We start from the raw sequence: 24,557 nt of genomic DNA, 5'->3' as shown, positions 1-24,557 counted from the left end.
CTGCGGGCCAGATCCGTGGCATCTGTCCGGATTGACGGGGAAGAGGAATAGGTCACACCAGGCGTCGATCGGCCGCCCAGCGGGACAATTCGTACCGGTTGGACATCTGGAGCTTGCGGAGCACGTTCGACACGTGCGTCTCGACCGTCTTGATCGAGATGTAGAGCTCCTTGGCGATCTCCTTGTACGCGTACCCCCGGGCGAGCAGCCGGAGCACCTCGCGCTCCCGGTTGGTCAGCTGGTCCAGCTCGGGGTCGGCCACCGGGGCGTCCGGCCGGGCGGCGAAGGCGTCCAGCACGAACCCGGCCAGCCGGGGACTGAACACCGCGTCGCCGTCGGCCACCCGGCGGATCGCCGCGGCCAGCTCGTCCGGCGAGATGGTCTTGGTGACGTAGCCCCGGGCACCGGCCCGGATCAGCCCGATCACGTCCTCGGCCGCGTCCGAGACGCTCAGCGCCAGGAACTTCACCTGCGGGTGGGTACGCCGCATCGCGTCCAGCACCGCGCGGCCCCCGCCGTCGGGCATGTGCACGTCGAGCAGGACCACGTCGGGCAGGGTGGCGGCGATCCGGCTGACCGCCTCGGCCACGGTGCTCGCCTCGCCCACCACCTCGACGTGGGCGCCCAGCTCGGCGCGGACCCCCGCACGGAACATGGCGTGGTCGTCGACGAGGAAGACCCGCAGCCGCTCCGCGCCGGCACCCGCTCCCTCGACCGGTTCCATCGACTGCTCGGTCATCACTTGTCCCTTTCCGACGTGGACGAGTCCCGGGAGATCGGCAGGATCAACCGGACCTCGGTCCCCTCCCCCGGCTCGGACCGGATCTCCGCCCGGCCGCCGTGCCGCTTCATCCGCCCGATGATCGAGCCCCGGACACCGTGCCGGTGATCCTCCACCGTATCCGGGTCGAAGCCCTTCCCCCGGTCCCGGACGAAGACGCTGACCTGATCCGGCTCGACCTCGGCGTAGAGCGAGACGGTCTGCACCCCCGCGTGCCGGGCCGCGTTCACCAGCGCCTCGCGGGCGGCCGCGACCAGCGCGCCGACCCGCTCGTCGGTCTCCCGGTCACCGACCACCACCGCCTCGACGGTGATCGCGAAGGTGTCCTCCACCTCGGCGGCGGCCTGCTCCAGCGCCGCGGCGAAGCGCTCGGTCGGCGACCCGGTCGGCTTGTAGAGCCAGTTGCGCAGCGAGCGTTCCTGGCCCCGGGCGAGCCGCTGCACCGTCTTCACGTCACCGGCGTTGCGCTGGATCAGCGCGAGGGTGTGCAGCACCTGGTCGTGCACCATGGCGGCCAGCTCGGCCCGCTCCTGCTCCCGTATCCGCCCCTCACGCTCGGAGCGGAGCTGGTTGTACGTCCGCCAGAGCACCGGCGCCGCCACCACACCGACCCCGGCCAGGCCGACCAGCGCGAAGATCACCCCGTTGAGCACGGCGTCGAAGTTCTGCGCCGGGGAGTAGACCGCGGCGACGCCGATGATGCCGACCGCGACCAGCACCCCGCCGCCGATGAACCGGAGCACGAACGCCCGGCGGTCGCTCTCCTCCACCACCGCGCCCAGCCACGGCACCGGCAACGACTCGCCCCACCGCTGCCGCCGCTCCGGAGCGGACTGGTGCCAGATCACCCCGGCGCCGACCGCGATGATCGCGACCAGCCAGCCGGCGGTGCCGGCGGCGCCGACCGAGTCGAAGACCATCACCTGGACCAGCAGCACGCCGAGGCCGATCGCCACGAACGGCAGCAGCTGGGCGACGTCGCGCCGGGGCGGCACCGCGGTGTCGCCCGGTCGCAGCGGCACCACCGCCCAGAACGCCGCGTAGAGCAGCAGGCCGAGCCCGCTCAGCCCGAGCAGCACCATGAAGGCGATCCGCACCCGGACCACCGAGATGCCGAGATGGTCGGCGATGCCGGCGGCCACCCCGGCGGCCATCCGGTGCTCGGGGGCGCGGTAGAGGCGCGGTGGCTGGGTCACGGTGCTGATCGGAGGCTCCCTGTTCGGCTGGGCACGGGGCGGGCGGCGGGCCGCTGCCGGCGCCGGTTCGATCGTCACACGCTGCGCCGCCGCCCGGCCACGGGGACGCCCCCGACATTCGGGGCGCCGGGATCTCAGGGTGGGGTCAGGGTCGGGTCCTGAGGTCGTTCGGGCGGTCGGCGCAGCAGGATCGAGGGCATGACCGAGGAAGCTGCCCAGTCCCCCCGTCCCGGGGCGGCGCAGCCGGGTGGACCACCACCCGGTGCCACCGCCGGCGGGACCGCGTCCGGCACGTTCGGGACGCCACCGCCGGTGGCCGCGCCGAACGACGCCGGTGGCACCGCGGGGACGCCGCCGCCACCCCCTGGCGCGGGGACGCCGCCGCCCGGCCCGGGCGCGCCGCCACCGCCGGGCGCCGCCGGCTTCACCACGCGGTACGGGCTGGTACGCCCGCGCGACGGCCGCTACCTGGCCGGCGTCTGCGCGGCGATCGGCCGGGCCACCAACACCGACCCGGTGCTGTGGCGGGTGCTGCTCGCCGTGCTCGGCTTCTTCGGCGGCATCGGCATCCTGGTCTACGTCACCGCGTGGCTGATCATCCCGGGCGAGGGCGACAGCGCCTCCCCGGTCGAGTCGATGCTGGGCCGGGGCCGGTCGAGCATGTCCCCGGTCACCGTGATCGTGCTCAGCATCCTGGTCGCGGTCAGCTTCGGCTACATCGTCACCGACGCGTTCCGCGCGGTGCTGCTCGGCGCGGCCATCCTGATCGGCGGCGCGCTGCTGCTGAACCGGGAGAACCAGGGCCGGCCGGCGCAACCGGTCCCGCCGACCCCGGCGCCACCGCCCGGCCCGGTCCCGCCGGTCAGCTACCCGGCCCCCGCCGCGTACCCGGCGCCGCAGGCCGGGCCGGTCGCGCCCGCCGCGGCACCCGCCCCGGTGACCGGTGAGCTGGGCGCGCCGCCGGCTCCGCCGATCTCCGGCCAGCCGGCCGCGACCACCGCCGAGCTGCCCGCCTGGCCGCCGGCCCCGCCGGCCGCTCCCACGCAGGGCTACCCCCCGGTGGCCGGCCCGGCCACCGGCTGGCCGCCCGCCGCGCCCACCTCCGGCTGGCCCGCGCCCGCGCCGACCAGCGGGCAGCCGGTCACCGCGCCGCTGCCTCCGGCCGGCTACCGGCCGCCGTTCGCCCCGCACGGGCCGTACGCCGGGAAGACCGCGCCCGCACCGAAGCCGCCCAAGCCACCGAAGCCACCGAAGCGGCCGCGCGAGCGGTCCCCGCTGGGTGCCGTGACGTTCTCGCTGATCTTCCTCGCCCTCGGCGTGGTAGCCGTGCTCGACCTGCTGGACGTCTTCGCGGTCGGCGCGTCGGCCTACTTCGCGGCGGCGCTGGCCACCATCGGTCTCGGCCTGCTGGTCGGCACCTGGTTCGGCCGGGCCCGCTGGCTGATCGCGCTCGGTCTGGTGACCGCCGCCGCGCTGGCCGTGGCCACCGTCGCCGAGTCGTACGACCGGGTGCGCGGCGTGGACGGCGCGGTGACCTGGGCACCGACCGACTACCGCGACCTCGCCGTCCGGTACGAGAACAGCTTCGGCGACGCCGTGCTGGATCTGCGGGCGGTCGACTTCGACCAGAAGGACACCGAGATCACCGTGTCGATCAACTTCGGTGAGGCCACCGTGGTGGTGCCGCCGAACGTGGACGTCACCACGGTCGCGGACGTCAACGCCGGTGACGCGAACGTCTTCGGCCGGCGCTCGGGCGGCCTGGACGGCCCGCTGCGGGAGACCACGGACCTGGGCGCGGACGGTCCCGGCGGCGGGAAGCTACGGCTCTACATCCACGTCAACGCCGGCAACCTGGAGGTGACCCGGTGAAGGCCCACCGCACGGACGTCGTCTCGTTCGCCTTCGGGCTGATCTTCGTCGGGCTCTCCGCCTGGTGGCTGCTCGCCCAACTGCTCGGGTTGGCCCTGCCGCCCGTGGGCTGGTTCCTGGCCGGCGCGCTGATCGTCATCGGCCTGCTCGGCCTGGTCGGCGCGCTGCGCTCGGGCCGCTCGGCCAACCGGGAGGAGCAGCCGAGCACGCCGGCCACGGGCGAGCCGGCCACCGGCACGGCCGGTGCCGCCGGCACCGACCCGACGGCCCTGGACCTGCCGGCGGTCGCCGACCGGCCGACCTCGGACGCGGGCGAGCCCAGCTGGCCGGAGGCGGACGGGTCGGGCTGGCCGACCGGCCGCTCCGACTGGGAGGTGTCCGCGCCCATGTCCGGTGCCCCGGTGTCCGACGCGAACCGGGTCGGCCGGGACGAGGCCGACGAGTGGCCGACCGACGCGGTGACCGACCGACCGGTCGAGGGCACCGAGGACCGCCCCGCCGACGAATGGCCGGCCGGCACCGTCACCGACCGACCGGTCGACGAGACCGAGGACCGCCTCACCGACCAGGGCCGGCCGGGTGGCGAGAACCCGGCCACCGAGGAGCGGTCCGCCGGAGCTCCGGTCACCGGGCCACCGGCCGGCGGGGACAGGTCCCGCGGCTGACCGCGTCCGGTGCGACCCCGGTCCGGGGCCGCCTATGCTGGCCGGTGGAGATTTCGCCTTCGCCGGCCGGCCCGCGCCGCGGTGGCGGTCCCGCCGCGATGCCCGTCGCTACCCCGTCAGGAGCCCGTCCGACATGACCCAGTCCCCCGCCGTGCGCACCCCCGGCCGGTCCGGTCCGGTCCGCATCGGCGAGCGAGCCGCCCGTACCCTCGTCGCCGAGCTCGCCCGGATCAACGACCCGAAGGCCGCCCTGCTGGTCGGCGCCGCCCCGGAGTCCGCGGTGCTGGCCGCGGCGATCGAGGCGCTGCTGCCCGGTGACACGCTCACCCTCGTGCCGGCCGGGACGGCCAGCTCGGCCGGGTTGCGGGAGCACGTGACCGCCCAGGGCCGCTGGGTCGCCGAGCGGGTCCGGGTGGTGGACACGCTCGCCGAGGCCGAGCCCGCCGCCGTGGTCGTCGCGGGCGAGGCGTTCGTCGGCACCGCCGACGAGGCCCGCACCAGCATCGAGTCGCTGACGAAGTACCTCGCCGACGGCGGGGTGCTCAGCGTGGCCACCGCACCGGGCCGTACCGCCGGAGCCGCGGCCGAACTCGACCGGCAGAGCGCGCTGTACGGCGTCGGCAACGACCTGGTGCTGCGCAACAACCCGCCGGTACGGGTGCACCGGCTGCGCTTCACCCCGGCCGACGTCGCCGCGGCGGACCGGCTGGCCCCGGCCTACCGCCCGTCGAGCGTGCCGCTGACCCGGACCATGCACATCGACTCGAACGGGGTGGCCGCGGCCGGCATCACCCTGGGGCTGGCCGCGCTGGCCCGCCTCGCCCGGCCCAAGTCGAAGCTCTGGCTGCTGCCCGCGCTGGCCGCCGCTCCGGTGGCGGCGTTCTTCCGGGACCCGGAGCGGGACGTGCCCGAGGACCCGTCGGCCGTGGTCGCCAGCGCCGACGGCCAGGTGCTGTCGGTGCAGCGGCTGCACGACGAGCGCTTCGGCGACGGCGAGTGGCTGCGGATCGCTGTCTTCCTGTCGGTGCTGGACGTGCACGTCAACCGGTCGCCGGTGGCCGGCAAGGTGGTCGACTACTTCGTCGCCGACGGCGGCTTCGTCAACGCGATGAAGCCGGACGCGGAGCACAACGTGGCGGCGTACACGGTGCTGGACACCACCCGCGGCACGGTCGTGGTGGCGCAGCGGACCGGCCTGATCGCCCGGCGGATCGTGCAGCGGGCCCCGGTCGGGACGCTGCTGGCCCGGGGCGAGCGCTTCGGGCTGATCCGGTTCGGCTCGCGGACCGACGTCTACCTGCCCGCCGAGGCCGCCGAGCCGCTGGTCGGCCCGGGCGACAAGGTGGTCGGCGGGTCGACGATCATCGCCCGCTGGCGCTGAGCGAACGAAGAAGGGGGCGCCGCTGCTCGCGGCGCCCCCTTCTCGCTGTTCAGGATCAGGCGGTGCGGCGCTGGCGCAGCCAGAGCACCGGGCCGCTGACCAGGTAGCCGACCACGACCAGGGCGAAGGTCAGCCGGACGTCGACCAGGGCGCCGATCACCGGCGCCAGCCACAGCCACGGCGGTAGCTTGACCAGCCGGGCGAGCTTGGCGTACGGGAAGCTGGAGACCATCGTGAAGGCCAGCACGGCCACCCCGGCCACCAGCACCGGTCCCGGCACGGGCAGCCCGATGGCGACGGTCAGCGCGAGCACCGCGGCGGCCATCGTGGTGGGCACCCCGCAGAAGAACCGGCCGTCCTTGGGCGAGACGTTGAACCGGGCCAGCCGGATCGCCGCGCACGCCGCGACCAGCGCGCACGCCACCGCGGCGGCGGGCGTGGAGACCGAGCCGGCGAGTGAGGCGTAGACCACCACCGGGGCGGCGAGGCCGAACGAGCACATGTCGGCCAGCGAGTCCATCTGCGCGCCGAACGGGCTGGCCACGCCGAGCTTGCGGGCGAGCGCGCCGTCCAGCCCGTCGAAGGCGACGCAGGCGATCAGGCAGAGCGCGGCCACCCGCACCTCGCCCTGCATGGCGAGGAAGATCGCCAGCATGCCGAGCATCAGGCTGGCCAGAGTGCACGCGTTGACCACCGCGAACTTCATCCGGCGGGCGGCCGTCCGCTCGCCGGGCAGCAGCGGGATCGACATCGAGGGCGACTCGTCGACCGGCGCGGCGGGCGCGAGGGCCGGGCTGACCGGCATGACCGCCTCGACCTCGGCGCGACGGATCCGGCTCAGGCCGTAACGGCGACCGGGTCGGTCGGCGTAACGGTGCTCCGGCAGCGCGACGTCGGTGGCGGACTGGGGACCGCCATCGCGGCGACCCACCCGGACCAGCAGCACCTGGCGGGCGAACGTGCTGCTGCGGCGCAACGGGCCCGCCCAGCGACGCCCTGCGGGGCGCGGACTGTCAGTCGTACGACGCCGGCGCCATGGGGCTCTCGGCACGTTTCCTCCATCACCGGATCGGCTGGCCGCCGCGAGGGCGGGAGCGTCCGGCTGTCTCGTGCCGGACCGCTTCGGCCCGGCAGCCGTTTTGCGGAGTACACCATTGCATAGAGGGACGGGGATTGGCGATAGCTGCCGGCGGTACTTATATCTCCCTTAAACCGCGCGAACCGCTCTCTTATTCCCATCCCGGGCTCCATCGCCCGTTTCCTCCACCAACCCCACCCCGACTGTACCGGAGCGCGCCCACCTCAGCTCGGTGAGCGGGTGCTGTCCGCCCGGCTGTCCGGTTCCCGCCACCGAACGGTGACCGACCGGACACGGCCTGCCCGGACACGGCTGACCGGGACCGTGGCCATGCCCGTCCGGGCCGGGCCGCGCCGGGTCGGGCCGGGCCGCGCCGCGCCGGGCCGCGCCGGGTCGCGCCGGGTCGGGCCGGGTCGGGCCGGTCAGCTTTACGGGCGCGGGACCACCTTTGCGGCGATCTCGGTGAGCGGGAGCCCGGCGAGCTGCTCCGGGGTAAACCAGGCGGCCCGCGCGGTGGAGCCCCCGGCCAGCTCGGTGACCCGCGCCTCGGTGGGCGCGTCCACCGCCACCCGGTAGATCACCCGGACGCCGTGCCAGTCCAGCGGGCGCCCCTCCGGGCCGAGGGCGGCCGGGTTGTGCAGGTTGTCCACCCCGATCAGCTCGACCACCCGGCCGAGCTGGCCGCCCTCCTCGACCAGCTCCCGCAGCAGCGCGGCGACCGGCTGCTCACCGTGGTCGGTGCCGCCGCCGGGCAGGTGCCACCGGCCCGCCCCCGGGTAGCCGTCGGCGATCATCGTCAGCAGCACCCGCCCGGCCGGATCGGTCACCAGCCCGTACGCACCGAAGCGCAGCCGCCGGTCGGGGTGCGGCGGGGCGGCCTGCTCGACAGGCAGTGACCGGGGCAGGCCGGGCAGGGGCGACACGGGCAACCCGAGCAGCTCGGCGGTGAACGGCATCAGCGGCGCCCCGGCCGCCTCGGCGGGGGTGAACCAGGCCACGTCGTCGCTGCCGCCGGCCGGCTCCGGCCGCAGCTCGCCGCCCCGCGCGACCACGTCGAAGACCAGCCGGTCGGTGTGCACGGCGACGTCGTCCTCGGAGAAGCTGGCCACGTCCGCCAGGACGGCCCGCAGCCCGGTCACCTCGACGGTGAGGCCGGTCTCCTCGGCGAACTCGCGGACCACGGCGTGCGCCGGGTGCTCGGCGTGCTCCACCCCGCCGCCCGGCAACTGCCAGACGCCCGGGTACGGGCACCCGGCCGAGCTCCGGGCCAGCAACACCCGCCCGGCGTCCTCGCACACCCCGTACGCCCCCACCCGCCGCACTTCCCGGACCACCCGCCGCTCCCCCGCACCGCCGGCTCCACCCCGTCGATCATGAGGTTAGCGGGCTGCGTGGCGGCGTGTCGCGCGGTCAACCTCATGATCAACGGGCGGGTGCGGAACCGGGTCAGGCGAGGCGGGCGGCCTGGACGGCCTCGGCGGTCACCTCGGTGAGCCGGTCGGTGGGCAGGGCGCCGAGCTCGGCGGGGGCGAACCAGCGGGCCTCGCAGGTGGAGCCGCCGACGTCGGCGACCGTGGGCGGGGCGGGCTGGTCGACCACCACCCGGTAGAACGCGCGGACGCCGTGCCAGTCGATCGGGTAACCCTCGGGGCCGAGCGAGGCGGCGTCCCGGTGGCTGGCCACCCCGAGCAGCTCGACCAGCCGGCCGGTCTGCCCGGTCTCCTCGACCAGCTCCCGGATCAGCGCCGCACCCGGCTGCTCGCCGTAGTCGGTGCCGCCGCCGGGCAGGTGCCAGCAGCCCGCGCCGGGGTAGCCGTCGGCCACCCGGGTGAGCAGCACCCGCCCCTCCGGGTCGGTGCAGACCGCGTACGCGGCGAAGCGCTGCGCCCGGTGCAGCCCGTCGGGGCCGGGCACGGCGTAGAAGGAGGGGAACTCCGGCGGCTCGTCGGGCACCACGTCGGCCGAGGAGGCGGGCAGGTCGAGGGCGCGCGCGGTGAACGAGCGCAGCGGCAGCTCGGCGGCCTCCTCACGGGTGAACCAGCGGGCCAGGTCGGTCGGCCGGTCGACCCGGTCGGTGAGCGTCCCGCCGCGGACCGACACCCGGTAGAGCAGCCGGTCGGTGTGGATGGTGATGCCCCGCTCGGGCAGCGCCCGCATGTCGGCCAGCACGTCGTCGAGACCGTCGACGGTGACCGAGAGGCCGGTCTCGGCAGCGGTCTCCCGGACCACCGTGTGGTTCGGGTCCTCGCCGTGGTCGACCGCCCCGCCGGGCAGCGACCACGTGCCCGGTGTGCCGGACCGCTCCGACGCGCGGACCAGCAACACCCGGCCGATCGGGTCAGCACAGACTGCGTATGCCGCGATCCTGCGGAGCGGCTTGAGCGTGGTGGTCACGGGAGGAAATTCTCCCCGGCGCCGGTTACCGGCATCGAAAAGAGTCAGATTCCTGACTCAAGGCTCCCGAATCAGGGGCCGGTCAGGGTAAGGCTCCGGGCGGTCACCGAGGTCGATCCGGCCGCCCGCGCGGAGGGTTGAGGCATGACACACACCAGCCCTCCCCAGGCCCCGTACAAGCAGCTCCGCCGCCCGACCACCGACCGGATGGTGGCCGGGGTGGCCAGCGGCCTCGGCCGCTACTTCGCCGTCGACCCCACCCTGGTCCGGGTCGTGTTCGCCGTCACCGGCCTGCTCACCGGCGGGCTCGCGCTGCTCGCGTACCCGATCATGTGGTTCCTGATGCCCGAGGAGCCGGCGGACGCGCCGGCCTGGCCGCACCCGGCGGAGACCGCGCCGCCCACGGTGGCGCAGCCCACCGTCCCGCCGACCGCCACCGGGCAGCCGGCGCCGCCGACCTACCCGCCGGCGGCGTGACGCCGGGTCACTCCCACTCGATGGTGCCCGGCGGCTTGCTGGTCACGTCCAGCACCACCCGGTTGACCTCGGCGACCTCGTTGGTGATCCGGGTGGAGATCTTCGCGACCACCTCGTACGGCAGCCGCGACCAGTCGGCGGTCATCGCGTCCTCGCTGGAGACCGGGCGCAGCACCACGGGATGCCCGTAGCTGCGCCCGTCGCCCTGCACCCCGACGCTGCGCACGTCGGCCAGGAGCACCACCGGGAACTGCCAGACGCCCCGGTCCAGCCCGGCGGCGCTCAACTCCTCCCGGGCGATCAGGTCGGCCCGGCGCAGCACGTCCAGCCGCTCCCGGTCCACCGCGCCGATGATCCGGATGGCCAGGCCCGGCCCCGGGAACGGGTGCCGCCAGACCATCGCCTCGGGCAGGCCGAGCTGGAGGCCGAGCGTGCGGACCTCGTCCTTGAAGAGCGTGCGCAGCGGCTCGACCAGGGCGAACTTCAGGTCCTCCGGAAGACCGCCGACGTTGTGGTGGCTCTTGATGTTGGCCGTGCCGGTGCCGCCGCCGGACTCCACCACGTCCGGGTAGAGGGTGCCCTGCACCAGGAACTCGACGTCGCCGTGCGCGGCGACCTCACGGGCGGCGGCCTCGAAGACCCGGATGAACTCCCGGCCGATGATCTTGCGCTTCTGCTCCGGGTCGGTCACCCCGGTCAGCGCGCCGAGGAACCGGTCGGCGGCGTCCACCACCTTCAGCTTGATCCCGGTGGCGGCGACGTAGTCCTTCTCCACCTGCTCGGCCTCACCGGCGCGGAGCAGGCCGTGGTCGACGAAGACGCAGGTGAGCTGGTCGCCGACGGCCTTGTGCACCAGCGCGGCGGCGACCGCCGAGTCGACCCCGCCGCTCAGGCCGCAGATGACCTCCTTGTCACCGACCTGCTCACGGATCCGGGCCACCTGCTCGTCGATGATGTTCTCCGGCGTCCAGGTGGGCTCGATGCCGGCGATGTCGTAGAGGAAGCGGCGCAGCATCTCCTGGCCGTGCGCGGTGTGCCCGACCTCCGGGTGGAACTGCACGCCGGCGCGGCGGCCGGCCAGGTCCTCGAACGCGGCCACCGGCGCGCCCGCCGACTCGGCGGTCACCGTGAAGCCGGCCGGGGCCTCGGTCACGCAGTCGCCATGGCTCATCCAGACCGGCAGGTCGTCCGGCAGCTCGCGGAGCAGCACACCGGCCTCTGAGCGGGCGCGCAGCGGGGTGCCGCCGTACTCCCGGTTGCCGGTGCGGGCCACCGTGCCGCCGAGCGCCTGGGCCATCGCCTGGAAGCCGTAGCAGATGCCGAAGACCGGCACCCCGGCGTCGAACATGCCGGCGTCGATCTGCGGCGCCTCCGGGGCGTAGACGCTGGCCGGACCGCCGGAGAGGATGATCGCGGCCGGGTCCCTGGCCAGCATCTCGGCGACCGGCATCGAGTGCGGCACGATCTCCGAGTAGACGTTGGCCTCGCGCACCCGGCGCGCGATGAGCTGGGCGTACTGGGCTCCGAAGTCCACCACGAGGACGGGGCGAGGCGTGCTCATGGCAGCAAATCCTACCGACGACGCCGCCGGACCCCCCGCCGGTCCGCCGCTACGCCACCGCGGGTAGACCCCCAGGTGGCCGGGCGACGCGCGGCGACCGGCGCACGTACCTCTCGGCCACGCCGAGCCCGCACGCGACGTCGTGGAGCCGGACGCCGCGCGCCACCCCGGAGGTGATGTCGGCCACCGTGCAGGTGATCTGACGGCGGCACCACCCCGCCCGCGGGAGTCATTAGCCAGATCTGCGGCTTTTGGGCTGTATACGGTGTCCCTGTCGTCCCGCACAGGCTCCCGCCCGGGATCGGAAGCGCGCAGCCGGGTGCGCGGCGCGTCGGGAGTCGGCCGAGGAGTGGGCATGACCGAGTGGTGGCTGTGGATGTACGTCGCCGCCATGGCCGCTGGGGTCGTGCTGTTCATTCGCTGGCAGGCCAACCCGCGGGGAGTCCCGCTCAGCGAGTACCGGGTGGCGATCGCGATCCCGCTCTGGTCGGGCTTCTGGTACCTGGTCATGGCGCTGGGCGGCGGCCGGGCGGAGGTGGCTGGCCACACGCTCTACTGGGCGCGGTACGTCGACTGGGCGGTCACCTCCCCCCTGCTGCTGGTGGCCCTGGTTCTGACCGCGACGCACTCGCTGCCCGGGCGCCGCTGGGGACTGGCGGGTGCCCTCGTCGGGACGAACCTGGTGGTGTTCCTCAGCGGGGTGACCGCCGAGCTCGCGGCGGACGCCACGCTCCGATACACCCTGTTCACGATCGGGGTCCTGGCGTTCCTCGGCATCTACGGCCTGGTCTGGGGCCCGCTGCGCACCCACGCGCACCGTCAGCCGGAACCGGTCGCGGCGGTGTACACGGAGGCCGCCCTGATGCTCAGCGTGCTCTGGGTGGGCTACCCCCTGTTCTGGATGATCGGCCCGACCGGTCTCGGCCTGATCAGCTCCGCCACCACCAGCCTGCTCTTCGTCCTGCTGTCCATCCTCACGAAGGTGGGCTGGAGCATCCTCGATCTCGGCCGGCTTCGCGCCCTGTCCGACCGTGGACACCTCACCGTCGTCTGACCCGGCGCGCGGGGCCGGCCCCCGAGTGCCGGTGGCGGACGGCCGGGCACCCGCCCGGACCGCACGGCCGCCGTCGGGCGCGACCGACGAGGCGGAGGGCCCGCGAAGGCCGGACCGGCTGCTGCGGTGCGCCGGGACAGTGTCGCAGCTCGCGCTCGGCGGCCTGCTGGCACTGTCGCCGCTGATCGACGCCGCCGGGCCGGTCAGCTCGCCGGCCTTCCTGCTCGCGGGGCTGCTCCTCGGGCTCCCGCACGGCGCCGTCGACCACCTGGTGCCCGCCTGGTTGTCGGCGCGCGGCCGCCCGGTGTCGGCACGCGTGGCGCTGCTGGTCGCCTACCCGGCCGTGGCCGGCGTCGGGCTGACGGCCTTCCGGGCCGCGCCGGACCTGGCGCTGGTCGGCTTCCTCATCGTGTCGGTTGTCCACTTCGGCACCGCCGACGAGGCGTTCCACGCCGAACGGGACCGCCGACCGATCCGGCCGAGAGTGGCCGCCGTGCTCGCGTACGGGGGACCGCCGGTGGTCGTCCCGTTGGCGCTGTGGCGGGACCAGGTCGACCCGTTGCTGGCGGCGGTGGCCCCACGGGCACCGGCGCTGCTCACCGTCGAGGTGAGGACGCTGGCACTGGCCACCGTGCTGTGCGCGGTCGCGGCCACCGCGATCCGGGAGGTGCGTGCCGGACGCGTCCGCGACGCCGTCCCACCGGCCCTGCTCACCGCGCTGTTCAGCACCGTGCCGCCGGCCCTGGCCATCGGGGCGTACTTCGCGGCCTGGCACTCCTGCCGCCACGTCGCCCGGTTGCTGCGACACGATCCGGGGAACGCGGCCGACCTGGAGGCCGGGCGGGTCGGACCGCCGCTGCGTCGCTTCGCGCGGCAGGCGGCGGCCCCCACGGCGGTCGCCGTCGCCGCCCTGCTCGCCCTGGTCACCTGGCCCGGCCACCGGGCGGACCCGCTGCCCGCGACGGTCGCCGTGCTGGCCGCGCTGACCCTCCCGCACGCGGCACTGGTCGCCTGGACGGACCGGCGCGAACCCGTGCTCCGACGCCCGGCGGGTTGACCCGGGCGCCGGCCCCGGTCACCTCCGGAGGGCGCCGGGGGCGTCCGCCGGGACCGCGGGGTGGCGTGGGGGGACCGGGTCCAGGCGGCGGTACGCGGCACCGAGCGGGGGCCGGGGGTCCGGCTCGCCCTTGTTGGGCCAGAACGACATGGCGCGTTCGGCCTGGGCGGTGATGGTCAGCGACGGGTTCACCCCGAGGTTCGCCGAGATCGCCGCGCCGTCCACCACGTGCAGCCCGGGGTGCCCGTAGACCCGGTGCCAGGGGTCGATCACCCCGTCGGCCGCCGTGGCGCCGATCACCGCTCCGCCCAGGATGTGCGCGGTCATCGGGATGTCGAAGGGCTCGGTGAGCGAGCCGCCGGGCACCCCACCGATCTCCTCGGCGAGCAGCCGGGCGGCGGTGTTGCCGGCCGGGATCCAGGTCGGGTTGGGGGTGCCGTGGCCGGGGCCGGAGACCAGCCGCCGGCCGAACGGGCCACGCCGGAGCCGGGTGGTCAGCGAGTTGTCGGCGGACTGCATGACCAGGGCGATCACCGTACGCTCCGACCAGCCGCGCACGCTGAGCATCCGGGCCGCGGTGCCGGGTTGGCGCAGCAGGATGCCCAGCCAGCGGCGTACCCGGTGCGGCCCGCCGTCGACCAGCAGCGACTGGAGCAGCCCCATCGCGTTGGAGCCCCGGCCGTAGCGGACCGGTTCGATGTGGGTCTGCGGGTCGGGGTGGAACGAGCTGGTGATCGCCACCCCTTCGGTGAAGTCGATCCCCTGCGCCCGGGCCTGCCGGCGGGGCACCGAGGCGCCGAGGATGGCCTCCGAGTTGGTCCGGGTCAGCTCGCCGAGCCGGGGCGAGAGCGCGGGCAGCGCGCCGGTGGCCTTCATCTCGTGCAGCAGCCGCTGGGTGCCGAGCGCGCCGGCGGCGAAGACCACCTGGTCGGCGTGGATCACCTGGCGGCGCCGGCGCAGCCACGCCCCGGTGCGGACGGTCTCCACCGCGTAGCCGCCGTCGGCGGCCGGCCGGACCGCGGTCACCGTGGTCAGCGGGTGCACCCGCACGCCGAGCCGCTCGGCCAGCCAGAGGTAGTTCTTCACCAGGGTGTTCTTCGCCCCGTGCCGGCAGCCGGTCATGCAGGCGCCACAGTGCGTGCAGCCGGTGCGCTCCGGGCCGGCGCCGCCGAAGTACGGGTCGGCGACCCGCTCGCCGGGGCGGCCGATGTGCACCCCGACCGGGGTGGCGTGCACGGTGTGCCCCACCCCCATCCGCTCGGCCACCGCCCGCATCGCCCGGTCCGCGCCGGTGACCATCGGGTACGTGGTGACGCCGAGCATCCGCTTCGCCTGGTCGTAGTGTCGGGCCAGTTCGTCGCGCCAGTCGGTGATGTCCCGCCACTGCGGGTCGGCGTAGAACGCGGGCAGCGGCTCGTAGAGGGTGTTCGCGTAGACCAGCGAGCCGCCACCGACCCCGGTGCCGGAGAGCACCATCACCCCGCCGCCGGCCCGGCGGTCGGCGGGGCGGAGCAGGGTGATCCGTTGCAGGCCGTAGCAGCCCAGCTTCGGCGCCCAGAGGAAGCGGCGCAGCCGCCAGGAGGTCTGCGGGAACTCGTCGTCGGCGAACCGCCGCCCGGCTTCCAGCACGCCGACGGTGTAGCCCTTCTCGGCCAGCCGCAGCGCGGTCACGCTGCCGCCGAAGCCGGACCCGATGACGAGCACGTCGTACCGCATGGACGCATCATTACCGGTCAGTAGCTGTCGCGCCAGGGGCAGTTTTCGCGCGATCATGCACCCCGTCCACCGCCCGCCGCCCCCCGGACGCAACCGAGGCCGCCGTCGGAGCGTCGAGTCAGGTACGGGGAGAGGGGTCGACATGGTCCTCCGATCGCGGGCGCCACGGCGCCGCTGGCTGCTGGGGCTGGCGGTGCTCACCGTCGTGGTGCTGGCGGCGACCGCCGCCGTGGTGGTGACCCGGCTGGTCGGCTCCGACGGCGGGTCCGGGACACCGGCCGCCGGCAGCCCGAGCGCCACCCCGGCCGGCACGCCGAGCGGCAGCCCGAGCCCGACCGGCCCACCGCCGGGCGCGGACATCACCGGCCCGCTCAACCTGCTGCTGGTCGGCGTGGACACCCGGGTCAGCGTGCCCGGCTGGGAGCCGCACGCCGACGCCGTACTGGTGCTGCACGTGCCGAAGGGCCTCGGCCGGGCGTACCTCTTCTCGCTCCCCCGCGACCTGGTGGTGGACATCCCGGCGTTCCCCAAGGCCGGCTACCGGGGCGGGCGCACCAAGCTCACCCACGCGATGAGCTACGGCAGCCGGGTGCCGGGCAAGCCGAAGCAGCCGAGCACCGCGCAGGGCTACGAGTTGCTGCGCAGCACCGTCAGCGGCTACACCGGGCTGCGCATCGACGCCGGCGCGGTGGTCACCTTCGGCGGCTTCGACAAGCTGGTGGACACCCTCGGCGGGGTGGACATCTACGTCGACCAGCGGGTGGCCTCCCGACACCGCCGCCCGGACGGCCGGCACCGCGACCCGGCGCCCGGCGGCTACACCGGGCCGCAGATGGTCTACGAGAAGGGCCAGCGGCACCTGACCGGCTGGCAGGCGATCGACTACGCCCGGCAGCGCTACCTCACCGGCGGCGACTACGCCCGGCAGCGGCACCAGCAGCAGCTGGTCCGGGCCCTGGTCCGCAAGATCCTCGACCAGGACCTGGCCCGCCAGCCGGAACGGGTGGAGCAGGTGGTCGCCGCGCTCGGCGACACGCTGGTCTACTCCGCCCTCGGCGGGCGGCGGATCATCGACTTCGCGTACGCCCTCGGCGAGCTGCCGGCGGAGCGGTTCGTCCTGGTCGGGCTCCCGGGCGGCGCGGTCGGCCGGGGCAGCGGCTACCGGGGCGAGCAGCTCACCAAGGTGGGCCGGGACTTCCTCACCGCGCTGCGCGCCGGCCGGGCGGACGCGTACCTCGCCGACCACCCACAGCTGCGGGTCAAGACCTGACCCGGCCGGGCGGTGCCCGCCGGGCAGGTCGGGTTCAGCGCCGCTCGGGGCGGGCGGGGCGCTCGGTGCCGTAGAGCCAGTCGTCGAACAGGTCGTCCAGCCGCTCGCCGGAGATCCGTTCGGCCAGCGCCACGAACTGGGCAGTGGTGCCGTTGCCGTGCCGCTTCTCCGCCGCCCAGGTCTTGAGGATCTCGAAGAACGCCTTGTCGCCGACCGTCACCCGCAGCGCGTGCATGGTCATCGCGCCGCGCTGGTAGACCGACTCGCCGAACAGGTTCTCCACCCCCGGCTTGCCCGGCGGGGTGCGCCACACCCGGCTCGCCGCGCCGGCGTACCGCGCGTCGAAGGCCTGCGCGGCGGTGCGCCCGCCGTCGTGCTCGGTCCAGAGCCACTCGGCGTACGTGGCCAGCCCCTCGTTGAGCCAGATGTCCTGCCACCTCGTCAGCGCCACGCTGTTGCCGAACCACTGGTGGGCCAGCTCGTGCGCGACCACCCCGGTGTTCTCGCCCTGCCGGAAGAAGGACGCGGCGTAGACCGGGCGGCTCTGCGTCTCCAGCGCGTACCGGATCCGGTCGTCGGAGACCACCACCGCGCCGTACGACTCGAACGGGTACGGCCCGAAGAGCCGCTCCAGGTAGTCGGCAACCTTCACCGTCTCGGCGATCGACCGGTCCGCCGCCCCCTCGGAGAGCTTCGTGGTGACCGCGTGGAACACCGGCCGTCCCTTGTGCTCACCCCGGGTCAGCCGGAACTTGCCGATCACCACCATGCTCAGGTAGCTGGCCATCGGGTTGCGCTCGGCCCACTTCCAGGTGGTCCAGCCGTCGGCGCTGCTCCGGCCCACCGGCACGCCGTTGCTGACCGCGGTCAGCCCCTCCGGCACGGTGATCTCGAAGTCGTAGCTGGCCTTGTCGGAGGGGTGGTCGTTGACCGGGAACCAGGTGCTCGCCGACTCCGGCTGGCCGAGCGCGATGGCGCCGTCGGAGGTGTGCAGGAAGCCGCCCGCGCCGAGGGTCTCGTTACGCAGCGCCGCCGGCTCGCCGTCGTAGCTGATCTCGGCGACGAAACCGTTGCCGGCGATCAGGCCGCGCGCCGGGGTGACCACCAGCTCGTCGCCCTTGCGGGAGTGCCGGGCCGGGGCACCGTCCACGGTCACCTCGCGCACCTTCAGCCCGGCCAGGTCCAGGTTGAACGCTGACAGGTTCGCGGTCGCGGCGGCCTGCACGGTGGTGGTGCCGGTGAGCCGGTCCGTCGCCGGATCGTAGCGCACCCTGACCGTGTAGCGGCCGACGTCGTAGCCGCCGTTGCCATAGGTCGGGAAGTAGTCGTCGCCCACCCCGGCGCCGCCGGGCTTGAACTGCCGGCTGCTGCTCGGCGACGGGGCGGCCGAGCCGGCCTCCGACTCCGCCGACGATCCGCACCCGCTCACGCCGAGCGCCCCGGTCACCAGCAGACCGGTAACCAGCCGAACCCGCCGCGGCAGCGTCATCGCCTCGCCCCTCCCTGTGCCGACGGGCCGTCCCGCCGACCGGTCCGGCCGGGCGGTGGCCACCGGGGGACCCGCGTCGCGGCCGGTCCGCCCGGCGGCAGCCTACCGACCGTCGATCAGGGACCCGTCACGGCAGGGCGGGGGCGCTGGCGCCGACCAGCCAGGCGTCGAAGAGCGGGCGCAGCGACCGCCCGGCGACCCGTTCGGCGTGCGCGATCAGGTCGGCGGTGGTGGCGTTGCCGTTCCGCCGCTCGTCGGTCCAGCTTCGCAGGATGCGGAAGAAGGTCTCGTCGCCCACGGTGCGGCGCAGCGCGTGCACGGCCAGCGCGCCGCGCTTGTAGACGGCGGAGCCGAACATCTGCGTCGGTCCCGGGTCGACGGACGGCCGGGACCAGTCGGTGGCGGCGTACTGGAGCTCGAAGTTGCGCTGCGCGGTGCGGCCGCCGTCGTGCTCCTCCCACAGCCACTCCGCGTAGCTGGCGAACCCCTCGTTGAGCCAGATGTCCTGCCACCTGCTCAGCGCCACGCTGTTGCCGAACCACTGGTGGGCCAACTCGTGGGCGACCACCCCGGTGTTGGGCCGGCCGCCGCGGAAGAAGCCCGGCCCGTACACCGGCCGGGACTGGGTCTCCAGCGCGTAGCCGATCCGGTCGTCGGTGACCACGATCCCGCCGTACGAGTCGAACGGGTACGGCCCGAAGCGGCTGGCCAGGAAGTCGGCGATCTCCCCGGTCCGGGCGAGCGAGGCGGCCTCCGGGCCGGTGGCCGGCAGGCCCGCCGGCACGGCGGTGACCATCGGCTTGCCGGCGTGGGTGCCGGTCCGCACCTGGTAGTCCCCGATCACCAGGGTGGTCAGGTAGCTGGCCATCGGCGCCCGCTCGGCCCACCGCCAGGTGGTCCAGCCGTCGGCGGTCGTCCGCTCCCCCGGCACCCCGTTGCTCAGCGCCTCCAGCCCGTCCGGGACGGTCACCTCGATGTCGTAGGTGGCCTTGTCGGACGGGTGGTCGTTGACCGGGAACCAGGTGGCCGCCGAGTGCGGCTGGCCGAGCGCGATCGCGCCGTCGGCGGTGTGCTGGAAGCCGCCGTTGCCGAGCACGCCGTCGGGGACCGGGGCCGGCACCCCGGCGTACTCGACCTCGACCGCGAACTGCCCGCCCCGCGGGATCCCGTCGGCCGGGGTGACCACCAGCTCGTCGCCGTCGCGCCGGTGCTCGGCGCGCTTGCCGCCGACGGTGACCGTGCTGACGTCGAGACCGGCCAGGTCGAGGGTGAACCGGGACAGCCCGTGGCTCGCCGTCGCGGTGACCGTGGCGCGTCCGCTCAGCCGGTCGGTCGCCGGGTCGTACCGGACGGCCAGCCGGTAGTGCGAGACGTCGTACCCGCCGTTGCCGGCGCCCGGCACGTACGGGTCGGCGAGGTCGGCGCTGCCGGCGCGGAGACCGTCGGGGTCGCCCTTCCGGTCGTCGGAGCCGGGACAGGCGGTCAGCAGCCCGACCGTCGCCACGGTGGCCAGCGCCAGCGGGATCAGGTCACGAGTACGGCGCACCGGCCGAGCCTATCGGCGCGGCCGGTGCGGGTGGTGTCTCTTCGCGGCGGGTGCGCGTCCGGGCCGCCTTCGGCCGGACCCGTCCAGGGTCAGCGGTCGAGGACCAGACCGACCTTCTGGAACTCCTTGAGGTCGCGGTAGCCGCACTTGGCCATCGCCCGGCGCAGCCCGCCGAAGAGGTTGAGCTGCCCGTCCGGCTCGTCGGCCGGGCCGAAGAGCAGCTGCTCCATCGAGCCGAGCGGCTCGCCGGCCACCTCGAACGCGCCGCGCGGCAGCGACGGGTGGCTGGCGGCGGAGTGCCACCAGGCGCCGCCGGCCGGCGCCTCGGTGCAGAGCGACAGCGGCTCGCCGAGCATCACCGCGTCCGCGCCGCAGCCGAGCGCCTTGGCGATGTCGCCGGAGGTCTGCAGGTCGCCGTCGGCGATCAGGTGCACGTACCGGCCGCCGGTCTCGTCCAGGTAGTCGCGCCGGGCCGCCGCGGCGTCCGCGATGGCGGTGGCCATCGGCACCCGGATGCCGAGCACCGACTCGGTGGTGGACCACTCGTCGCCGCCGATGCCGACGATCACCCCGGCCGCGCCGGTCCGCATCAGGTGCAGCGCGGTCTTGTAGTCGGTGCAGCCGCCGACGATGACCGGCAGGTCGAGGTCGGCGATGAACTCCTTGAGGTTGAGCGGCTCGTCGGTGGTCGAGACGTGCTCGGCGGAGACGATGGTGCCCTGGATGACCAGGATGTCCACGCCGGCGTCCAGGATCACCGGAGCCAGCGCCAGAGTGTGCTGCGGGGAGACCCGGACGGCCACCGTCCCGCCACCGGCACGCAGCTCGCGGACCCGCTCGGCGATCAGGTCGGGGCGGATCGGCTCGGCGTACACCTCCTGGAGCCGCTTGGTGGCGCGGGCGTCCTCGTCGAGCGCGGCCAGCTCCTCGAGCACCTTGGTCGGGTTCTCGTAGCGGGTCCACAGCCCTTCGACGTTGAGTACGCCGAGGCCGCCGAGCTGGCCGAGCCGGACCGCGGAGGCCGGGCTCATGGTGGCGTCGGAGGGGTGCCCGACGCAGGGGATGCCGAACTGGTAGGCGTCGAGCTGCCAGTTGGTCGAGACGTCGTCGACGTCCCGGGTCCGGCGGCTCGGCACGATGGCGATGTCGTCCAGGTGGTAGCCGCGTTGCGCGGTCTTACCCAGCCCGATCTCGACCACGTCACGCATGGGGGACTCCAGGTGGTTGGGGGTGGGGGTTCAGCGGGTGTGGTAGTTGGGCGCCTCGACGGTCATCTGGATGTCGTGCGGGTGGCTCTCCTTGAGCCCGGCCGCGGTGATCCGGATGAGCTGGCCCCGGCTGTGCAGCTCGGGGATGCTCTCCGCGCCGGCGTACCCCATGGCGAGCCGCAGGCCACCGACCAACTGGTGGGCCACCCGGGCCAGCGGCCCCCGGTACGGCACCTGACCCTCGACGCCCTCGGGGACCAGCTTCTCGTCGCTGGTCACGTCCTGCTGGAAGTAGCGGTCCTTCGAGTAGGACTTGGCCTGGCCCCGGGACTGCATCGCGCCGAGCGAACCCATCCCCCGGTACGCCTTGAACTGCTTGCCGTTGACGAAGATCAGCTCGCCGGGGCTCTCCTCGCAGCCGGCCAGCAGGCTGCCGAGCATCACCGTGTCGGCGCCGGCGACGAGCGCCTTGGCGATGTCGCCCGAGTACTGGATGCCGCCGTCGCCGATCACCGGCACGCCGGCCGGACGCGCGGCCCGGGCCGCCTCCATGATCGCGGTGATCTGCGGTACGCCGACGCCGGCGACGATCCGGGTGGTGCAGATCGCACCCGGGCCGACCCCGACCTTGACCCCGTCGGCGCCCGCCTCGACCAGCGCCCTGGCCCCGGCGTACGTGGCGATGTTACCGCCGACGATGTCGACGCCCACGTCCTTCTTGAGCCGGCGGACCATGTCCAGCACGGCCCGCTGGTGGCCGTGCGCGGTGTCCACGATCAGCACGTCCACGCCCGCGTCGACCAGCGCGCGGGCCCGCTTGTACGAGTCCTCGCCGACGCCGATCGCGGCGGCGACGCGGAGCCGGCCGGCCTCGTCCTTGGTCGCGTTCGGGTACTGCTCGCTCTTGGTGAAGTCCTTGACGGTGATCAGCCCGCGCAGCTTGCCGGCCCCGTCGACGATCGGCAGCTTCTCGACCTTGTGCTGGCGCAGCAGGGCCAGCGCCTCGTCCTTGCTCACGCCGACCGGCGCGGTGACCAGCGGCGTCCGGGTCATGATGTCGCGGACCGGAGTGGCCGGGTCGGTGACGAAGCGCATGTCCCGGTTGGTCACGATGCCGACCAGCTGGCCCTCGCCGTCCACCACCGGCACACCGGAGATCCGGTACCGGCCGCAGAGCGAGTCGACCTCGCGGAGGGTGTCGTCGGGGCTGGCGGTGACCGGGTTGGTGATCATGCCGGACTCGGAGCGCTTGACCAGGTCGACCTGCAGGGCCTGGTCCTCCACCGACAGGTTGCGGTGCAGCACACCGATGCCGCCCTGACGGGCCATCGCGATGGCCATCCGCGCCTCGGTCACCGTGTCCATCGCGCTGGACAGCAGCGGGATGGAGAGGCTGATGTTGCGGGTCAGCTTCGTCACGGTGTTGACCCGGCTCGGCACCACGTCCGACTCGCCCGGCTGCAGCAGCACGTCGTCGAAGGTCAGCCCGAGCGGCACCACCCGGGCGGAGCCGGCGGGCAGCTCCGGCAGGTGACCGGCCAGCTCGCCGTGGTCGGCGCCGCTCGACAGGTCGGTGCTGGGCGAAATTTCCACGATTGCTCCCCTGAGCTGCTCGGACGGGCTTCAGCGAGGTGGCGCGGACGGGCACCGGCGTACGCCGGGTGACGGCGCGTCGCCCCATCGTACCCAGTGACCTGGGCCGGACCTGCTGGCGGCGGGCGCGGACGCCGCCGGCCGGGGGGCGGGCGTCGCCGCTGCGGTAGGTCTACGGTGATGGTGTGCACGACGAGCCCATCGACCCGTTCAACGGCGACCCGGCCGATCCGGCAGCGGGCCTGCACGATCCGGGGGACGACGCGCCGCTCGACCCGCTGACCGAGGGCGAGCGGCAGGACGTGCTGGAGGATCTCGCCGACCTGGAGATCTACCAGGCGCTGCTGGCCCCGATCGGGATCCGCGGGCTGGTGATCGAGTGTGAGGACTGCCGGGAGCCGCACTACTTCGACTGGGACCTGCTCCGCGGCAACCTGCGCCACCTGCTCAACTCCGGCCGCCCCCGGGTGCACGAGCCGGCCTACGACCCGGATCCGGACCACTACGTCACCTGGGACTACGCCCGCGGCTACGCCGACGGGGTGCACGACACCCTGACCGAGGGCACCGAGGACGAGCCCAGCTCCGCCGACTGACCCTGGCCCGCGACGCCCCGGGCGGTCACGGCCGTTCCGGAGGGGAACCGGCCCGGAAGACCGCGGACGACGCCGCTCGGGGCGGTGCTGTGGATCAGGCCACCAGGCCGGCGCGGAAGCCGGCGGCCACCGCGTGCGCCCGGTCCCGGGCGCCGAGCTTGCGGAAGAGCCGGCGGGCGTGCGTCTTGACGGTGTCCTCCGAGACGAACAGCTCGCGACCGATCTCCGCGTTGCTCTTGCCCTCCGCCATGCCCAGCAGCACCTGGAGTTCGCGCTCGGTCAGTCCGACCGGCGGTCGGCTCGGCCGGCTGCCCGGCGTGCCGCGGCGCGCCTCCGGCGCGGCCTCCTCGGGCTCACCGGCGGCCGGCTCGGCCGGGTCGTCACCGCGCTGCACCGGCACCACCGCCGGGGCGCCGCCGGCCGCTTCGGCGGACCCGGCCGGCCAGGGCGGGTTCGCCTCGCCCGAGGGCCGGCCGCCCTGCGCCGGGCGACCCGGGCCGCCGACCGCGGCGGTGTCCCGGGCCGGGTCGGTGATCCGGTGCCGGGCCGCGCGGCCGGGCGCGGAGAGCAGCAGCAGCGCCTTGGCCACCGCGCTGGTCAGGTCGTGGTCGGCGCCCTGGATCAGGCCCCGGGCGCCGGCGCTGATGGTGGCGGCGGCCGCCTCGGACTCCTCCGTCCCGAGCAGCACGACGGCGGCCTGCGGCGCGCGGGCGAGCACCCGGCGGACGAAGCCGGCGCTGTCCGGCCGGGTGAGCGCCGTGTCGGCGAGCACCACGTCGGCCGGCCGCTCGGCCAGGCGCAGCATCACCTCGGGGTCGGAGACAGCGGTCCGGACGACCGCGGACAGCCCGAGCCGGGCCGCCGCCGAGGTCAGGTGCTGGGCGGCGAGCGGTGTCCGAACGCACACGAGAACCGTACGCACAGTGGTCTCCTCTCCGCCAATGAGCAGACCATGACCGGGTGCGCCGCCGAGGTGGTTCCCGGCAATCCTCCGAACTTTTCCGACAGTTAGGGCATATGCCGCAAGTTGCCGGAAGTTTTCGATCACAGAAGTGTGAGTCGGCAACAGCTCGGGTACCGGGATGTCCAGGCCGGGAAGGGTGCGCCTGCGCGGCGCCGCCGCCCGGTGTTGCCGGCCATGAGTATCTCGCGGTGCCGCGCGGGAGGAGGGGTGCTGATGTCGAACGTACGTAGACTGCCCGGACCCATCGTCGATCTCTGGGACTGGCAGCGGCTCGGCGCCTGCCGGGGTCGCGACAGCGCCCAGTTCTTCCACCCCGACGGCGAGCGCGGCTCCTCCCGCCTGCGCCGCGAGTCCGGCGCCAAGGCGGTCTGCCGCACCTGCCCGGTGCGCGCCGAGTGCGCGGCCCACGCGCTCTCGGTCCGCGAGCCGTACGGCGTGTGGGGCGGCTTCAGCGAGTCCGAGCGGCTGCGGCTGCTCGCCATCGGCTGGGAGGACCTGGCCGACCGCCGGCAGACCCGGGTCGACGTAGCCCGGCTGGAGGCCCGCCTGGGCCGGCCGCACAAGTCCGCCGTCCCCGCCCAACGCAAGATCGCCTAACCCACCCCCCCCCCAGCCCCACCACGCGACGCCACGCCCCCAGGGCGTGGCGTCGCCCCACC

At 74.6% G+C, this 24,557-nt stretch carries 20 protein-coding genes and 1 pseudogene; 9 read left to right on the top strand and 12 right to left on the bottom strand.

Annotated elements, in window-relative coordinates:
* Nucleotides 1–52: 52 nt before the first annotated feature.
* Both GA0070609_RS00595 and GA0070609_RS00590 read right to left on the bottom strand, forming a co-directional pair.
* Complete coding sequence (locus tag GA0070609_RS00595) at nt 53–739, bottom strand: response regulator (RefSeq protein WP_088997398.1); 687 nt, start codon at nt 737–739, stop codon at nt 53–55.
* Nucleotides 739–1,935 (bottom strand): ATP-binding protein, encoded by a 1,197-nt coding sequence (locus tag GA0070609_RS00590; RefSeq protein ID WP_231928824.1) that lies wholly within the window; start codon nt 1,933–1,935, stop codon nt 739–741. The genes GA0070609_RS00595 and GA0070609_RS00590 overlap by 1 nt, the downstream gene beginning before the upstream one ends.
* 240 nt (nt 1,936–2,175) lie before the next feature.
* Between GA0070609_RS00590 and GA0070609_RS00585 the strand changes: the two genes are divergently transcribed.
* The 3 genes and pseudogenes from GA0070609_RS00585 to GA0070609_RS00575 all read left to right on the top strand — a co-directional run bounded on the left by GA0070609_RS00585 (nt 2,176) and on the right by GA0070609_RS00575 (nt 5,895).
* Nucleotides 2,176–3,849 carry a PspC domain-containing protein gene (locus GA0070609_RS00585; RefSeq protein WP_088991972.1) on the top strand — a complete coding sequence of 558 codons (1,674 nt, stop codon included), beginning with the start codon at nt 2,176–2,178 and terminating at the stop codon, nt 3,847–3,849.
* Nucleotides 3,846–4,112: pseudogene (locus GA0070609_RS00580) on the top strand (hypothetical protein); the annotation flags it as partial. The gene GA0070609_RS00585 and the pseudogene GA0070609_RS00580, both read left to right, overlap by 4 nt.
* A 535-nt stretch (nt 4,113–4,647) precedes the next feature.
* Entirely contained in the window at nt 4,648–5,895 is a 1,248-nt protein-coding gene (locus GA0070609_RS00575; RefSeq protein WP_088991971.1) for a phosphatidylserine decarboxylase, read from the top strand.
* Nucleotides 5,896–5,950: 55 nt separating this feature from the next.
* Here the strand turns inward: GA0070609_RS00575 and GA0070609_RS00570 are convergent, their stop codons facing one another.
* From GA0070609_RS00570 to GA0070609_RS00560, 3 genes are all read right to left on the bottom strand, one after another.
* Nucleotides 5,951–6,871 carry a CDP-alcohol phosphatidyltransferase family protein gene (locus GA0070609_RS00570; RefSeq protein ID WP_088991970.1) on the bottom strand — a complete coding sequence of 307 codons (921 nt, stop codon included), beginning with the start codon at nt 6,869–6,871 and terminating at the stop codon, nt 5,951–5,953.
* Between the two features lie 530 nt (nt 6,872–7,401).
* Nucleotides 7,402–8,307 carry an NUDIX hydrolase gene (locus tag GA0070609_RS00565; protein WP_088991969.1) on the bottom strand — a complete coding sequence of 302 codons (906 nt, stop codon included), beginning with the start codon at nt 8,305–8,307 and terminating at the stop codon, nt 7,402–7,404.
* Between the two features lie 112 nt (nt 8,308–8,419).
* Nucleotides 8,420–9,367 carry an NUDIX domain-containing protein gene (locus GA0070609_RS00560; protein WP_088991968.1) on the bottom strand — a complete coding sequence of 316 codons (948 nt, stop codon included), beginning with the start codon at nt 9,365–9,367 and terminating at the stop codon, nt 8,420–8,422.
* 144 nt (nt 9,368–9,511) lie between these two features.
* Between GA0070609_RS00560 and GA0070609_RS00555 the strand changes: the two genes are divergently transcribed.
* Nucleotides 9,512–9,844, top strand: a complete 333-nt coding sequence (locus GA0070609_RS00555; protein WP_088991967.1) for a PspC domain-containing protein — start codon at nt 9,512–9,514, stop codon at nt 9,842–9,844.
* A 7-nt stretch (nt 9,845–9,851) separates the two neighbouring features.
* On the opposite strand, the gene guaA is transcribed toward GA0070609_RS00555, so the two are convergent.
* A complete protein-coding gene (gene guaA, locus GA0070609_RS00550) occupies nt 9,852–11,405 on the bottom strand; it encodes a glutamine-hydrolyzing GMP synthase (protein WP_088991966.1) in 1,554 nt (517 codons plus the stop codon).
* Nucleotides 11,406–11,760: 355 nt separating this feature from the next.
* Here guaA and GA0070609_RS00545 point away from each other — a divergent pair, with 355 nt between their 5' ends.
* Together GA0070609_RS00545 and GA0070609_RS00540 are read left to right on the top strand one after the other, a co-directional pair.
* Nucleotides 11,761–12,459: a bacteriorhodopsin gene (locus tag GA0070609_RS00545; RefSeq protein WP_088991965.1), complete on the top strand. Its 699-nt coding sequence runs from the start codon at nt 11,761–11,763 to the stop codon at nt 12,457–12,459.
* A gap of 139 nt (nt 12,460–12,598) precedes the next feature.
* A complete protein-coding gene (locus GA0070609_RS00540) occupies nt 12,599–13,516 on the top strand; it encodes a Brp/Blh family beta-carotene 15,15'-dioxygenase (protein WP_157748025.1) in 918 nt (305 codons plus the stop codon).
* 18 nt (nt 13,517–13,534) lie between these two features.
* Here GA0070609_RS00540 and GA0070609_RS00535 read toward each other — a convergent pair whose 3' ends face one another.
* Nucleotides 13,535–15,232: an FAD-dependent oxidoreductase gene (locus tag GA0070609_RS00535; RefSeq protein ID WP_088991963.1), complete on the bottom strand. Its 1,698-nt coding sequence runs from the start codon at nt 15,230–15,232 to the stop codon at nt 13,535–13,537.
* 142 nt (nt 15,233–15,374) lie between these two features.
* On the opposite strand from GA0070609_RS00535, the gene GA0070609_RS00530 reads away from it, so the two are divergent.
* Nucleotides 15,375–16,502, top strand: coding sequence for an LCP family protein (locus GA0070609_RS00530; protein WP_088991962.1), 1,128 nt, complete (start codon nt 15,375–15,377; stop codon nt 16,500–16,502).
* A 34-nt stretch (nt 16,503–16,536) separates the two neighbouring features.
* Here GA0070609_RS00530 and GA0070609_RS00525 read toward each other — a convergent pair whose 3' ends face one another.
* The 4 genes from GA0070609_RS00525 to guaB all read right to left on the bottom strand — a co-directional run bounded on the left by GA0070609_RS00525 (nt 16,537) and on the right by guaB (nt 22,338).
* Entirely contained in the window at nt 16,537–17,991 is a 1,455-nt protein-coding gene (locus tag GA0070609_RS00525; protein WP_088991961.1) for a M1 family metallopeptidase, read from the bottom strand.
* A 127-nt stretch (nt 17,992–18,118) separates the two neighbouring features.
* Nucleotides 18,119–19,537, bottom strand: coding sequence for a M1 family metallopeptidase (locus GA0070609_RS00520; RefSeq protein WP_408630622.1), 1,419 nt, complete (start codon nt 19,535–19,537; stop codon nt 18,119–18,121).
* Between the two features lie 89 nt (nt 19,538–19,626).
* The gene (locus tag GA0070609_RS00515; RefSeq protein ID WP_088991960.1) at nt 19,627–20,745 is read right to left on the bottom strand and encodes a GuaB3 family IMP dehydrogenase-related protein; all 1,119 of its coding nucleotides are present in this window, start codon (nt 20,743–20,745) and stop codon (nt 19,627–19,629) included.
* A gap of 30 nt (nt 20,746–20,775) precedes the next feature.
* Nucleotides 20,776–22,338 (bottom strand): IMP dehydrogenase, encoded by a 1,563-nt coding sequence (gene guaB, locus GA0070609_RS00510; RefSeq protein WP_088991959.1) that lies wholly within the window; start codon nt 22,336–22,338, stop codon nt 20,776–20,778.
* A 185-nt stretch (nt 22,339–22,523) separates the two neighbouring features.
* On the opposite strand from guaB, the gene GA0070609_RS00505 reads away from it, so the two are divergent.
* A complete protein-coding gene (locus GA0070609_RS00505; protein ID WP_088991958.1) occupies nt 22,524–22,934 on the top strand; it encodes a DUF5319 domain-containing protein in 411 nt (136 codons plus the stop codon).
* Nucleotides 22,935–23,028: 94 nt separating this feature from the next.
* Here the strand turns inward: GA0070609_RS00505 and GA0070609_RS00500 are convergent, their stop codons facing one another.
* A complete protein-coding gene (locus GA0070609_RS00500; RefSeq protein ID WP_088991957.1) occupies nt 23,029–23,856 on the bottom strand; it encodes a helix-turn-helix transcriptional regulator in 828 nt (275 codons plus the stop codon).
* A 255-nt stretch (nt 23,857–24,111) separates the two neighbouring features.
* On the opposite strand from GA0070609_RS00500, the gene GA0070609_RS00495 reads away from it, so the two are divergent.
* A complete protein-coding gene (locus GA0070609_RS00495; RefSeq protein WP_088997395.1) occupies nt 24,112–24,495 on the top strand; it encodes a WhiB family transcriptional regulator in 384 nt (127 codons plus the stop codon).
* The last annotated feature ends 62 nt before the right edge of the window (nt 24,496–24,557 follow it).

This window comes from Micromonospora echinaurantiaca, from assembly GCF_900090235.1.
GTDB lineage: Bacteria > Actinomycetota > Actinomycetes > Mycobacteriales > Micromonosporaceae > Micromonospora > Micromonospora echinaurantiaca.
This window is presented reverse-complemented; position numbering and strand designations above follow the sequence as displayed.

Coding starts and splice junctions, on each gene's coding strand:
- GA0070609_RS00595 (WP_088997398.1), bottom strand. CDS start 739: ATGACCGAGCAGTCGATGGAACCGGTCGAGGGAGCGGGTGCCGGCGCG.
- GA0070609_RS00590 (WP_231928824.1), bottom strand. CDS start 1,935: ATGGCCGCCGGGGTGGCCGCCGGCATCGCCGACCATCTCGGCATCTCG.
- GA0070609_RS00585 (WP_088991972.1), top strand. CDS start 2,176: ATGACCGAGGAAGCTGCCCAGTCCCCCCGTCCCGGGGCGGCGCAGCCG.
- GA0070609_RS00575 (WP_088991971.1), top strand. CDS start 4,648: ATGACCCAGTCCCCCGCCGTGCGCACCCCCGGCCGGTCCGGTCCGGTC.
- GA0070609_RS00555 (WP_088991967.1), top strand. CDS start 9,512: ATGACACACACCAGCCCTCCCCAGGCCCCGTACAAGCAGCTCCGCCGC.
- guaA (WP_088991966.1), bottom strand. CDS start 11,405: ATGAGCACGCCTCGCCCCGTCCTCGTGGTGGACTTCGGAGCCCAGTAC.
- GA0070609_RS00545 (WP_088991965.1), top strand. CDS start 11,761: ATGACCGAGTGGTGGCTGTGGATGTACGTCGCCGCCATGGCCGCTGGG.
- GA0070609_RS00535 (WP_088991963.1), bottom strand. CDS start 15,232: ATGCGGTACGACGTGCTCGTCATCGGGTCCGGCTTCGGCGGCAGCGTG.
- GA0070609_RS00530 (WP_088991962.1), top strand. CDS start 15,375: ATGGTCCTCCGATCGCGGGCGCCACGGCGCCGCTGGCTGCTGGGGCTG.
- GA0070609_RS00525 (WP_088991961.1), bottom strand. CDS start 17,991: ATGACGCTGCCGCGGCGGGTTCGGCTGGTTACCGGTCTGCTGGTGACC.
- GA0070609_RS00515 (WP_088991960.1), bottom strand. CDS start 20,745: ATGCGTGACGTGGTCGAGATCGGGCTGGGTAAGACCGCGCAACGCGGC.
- GA0070609_RS00495 (WP_088997395.1), top strand. CDS start 24,112: ATGTCGAACGTACGTAGACTGCCCGGACCCATCGTCGATCTCTGGGAC.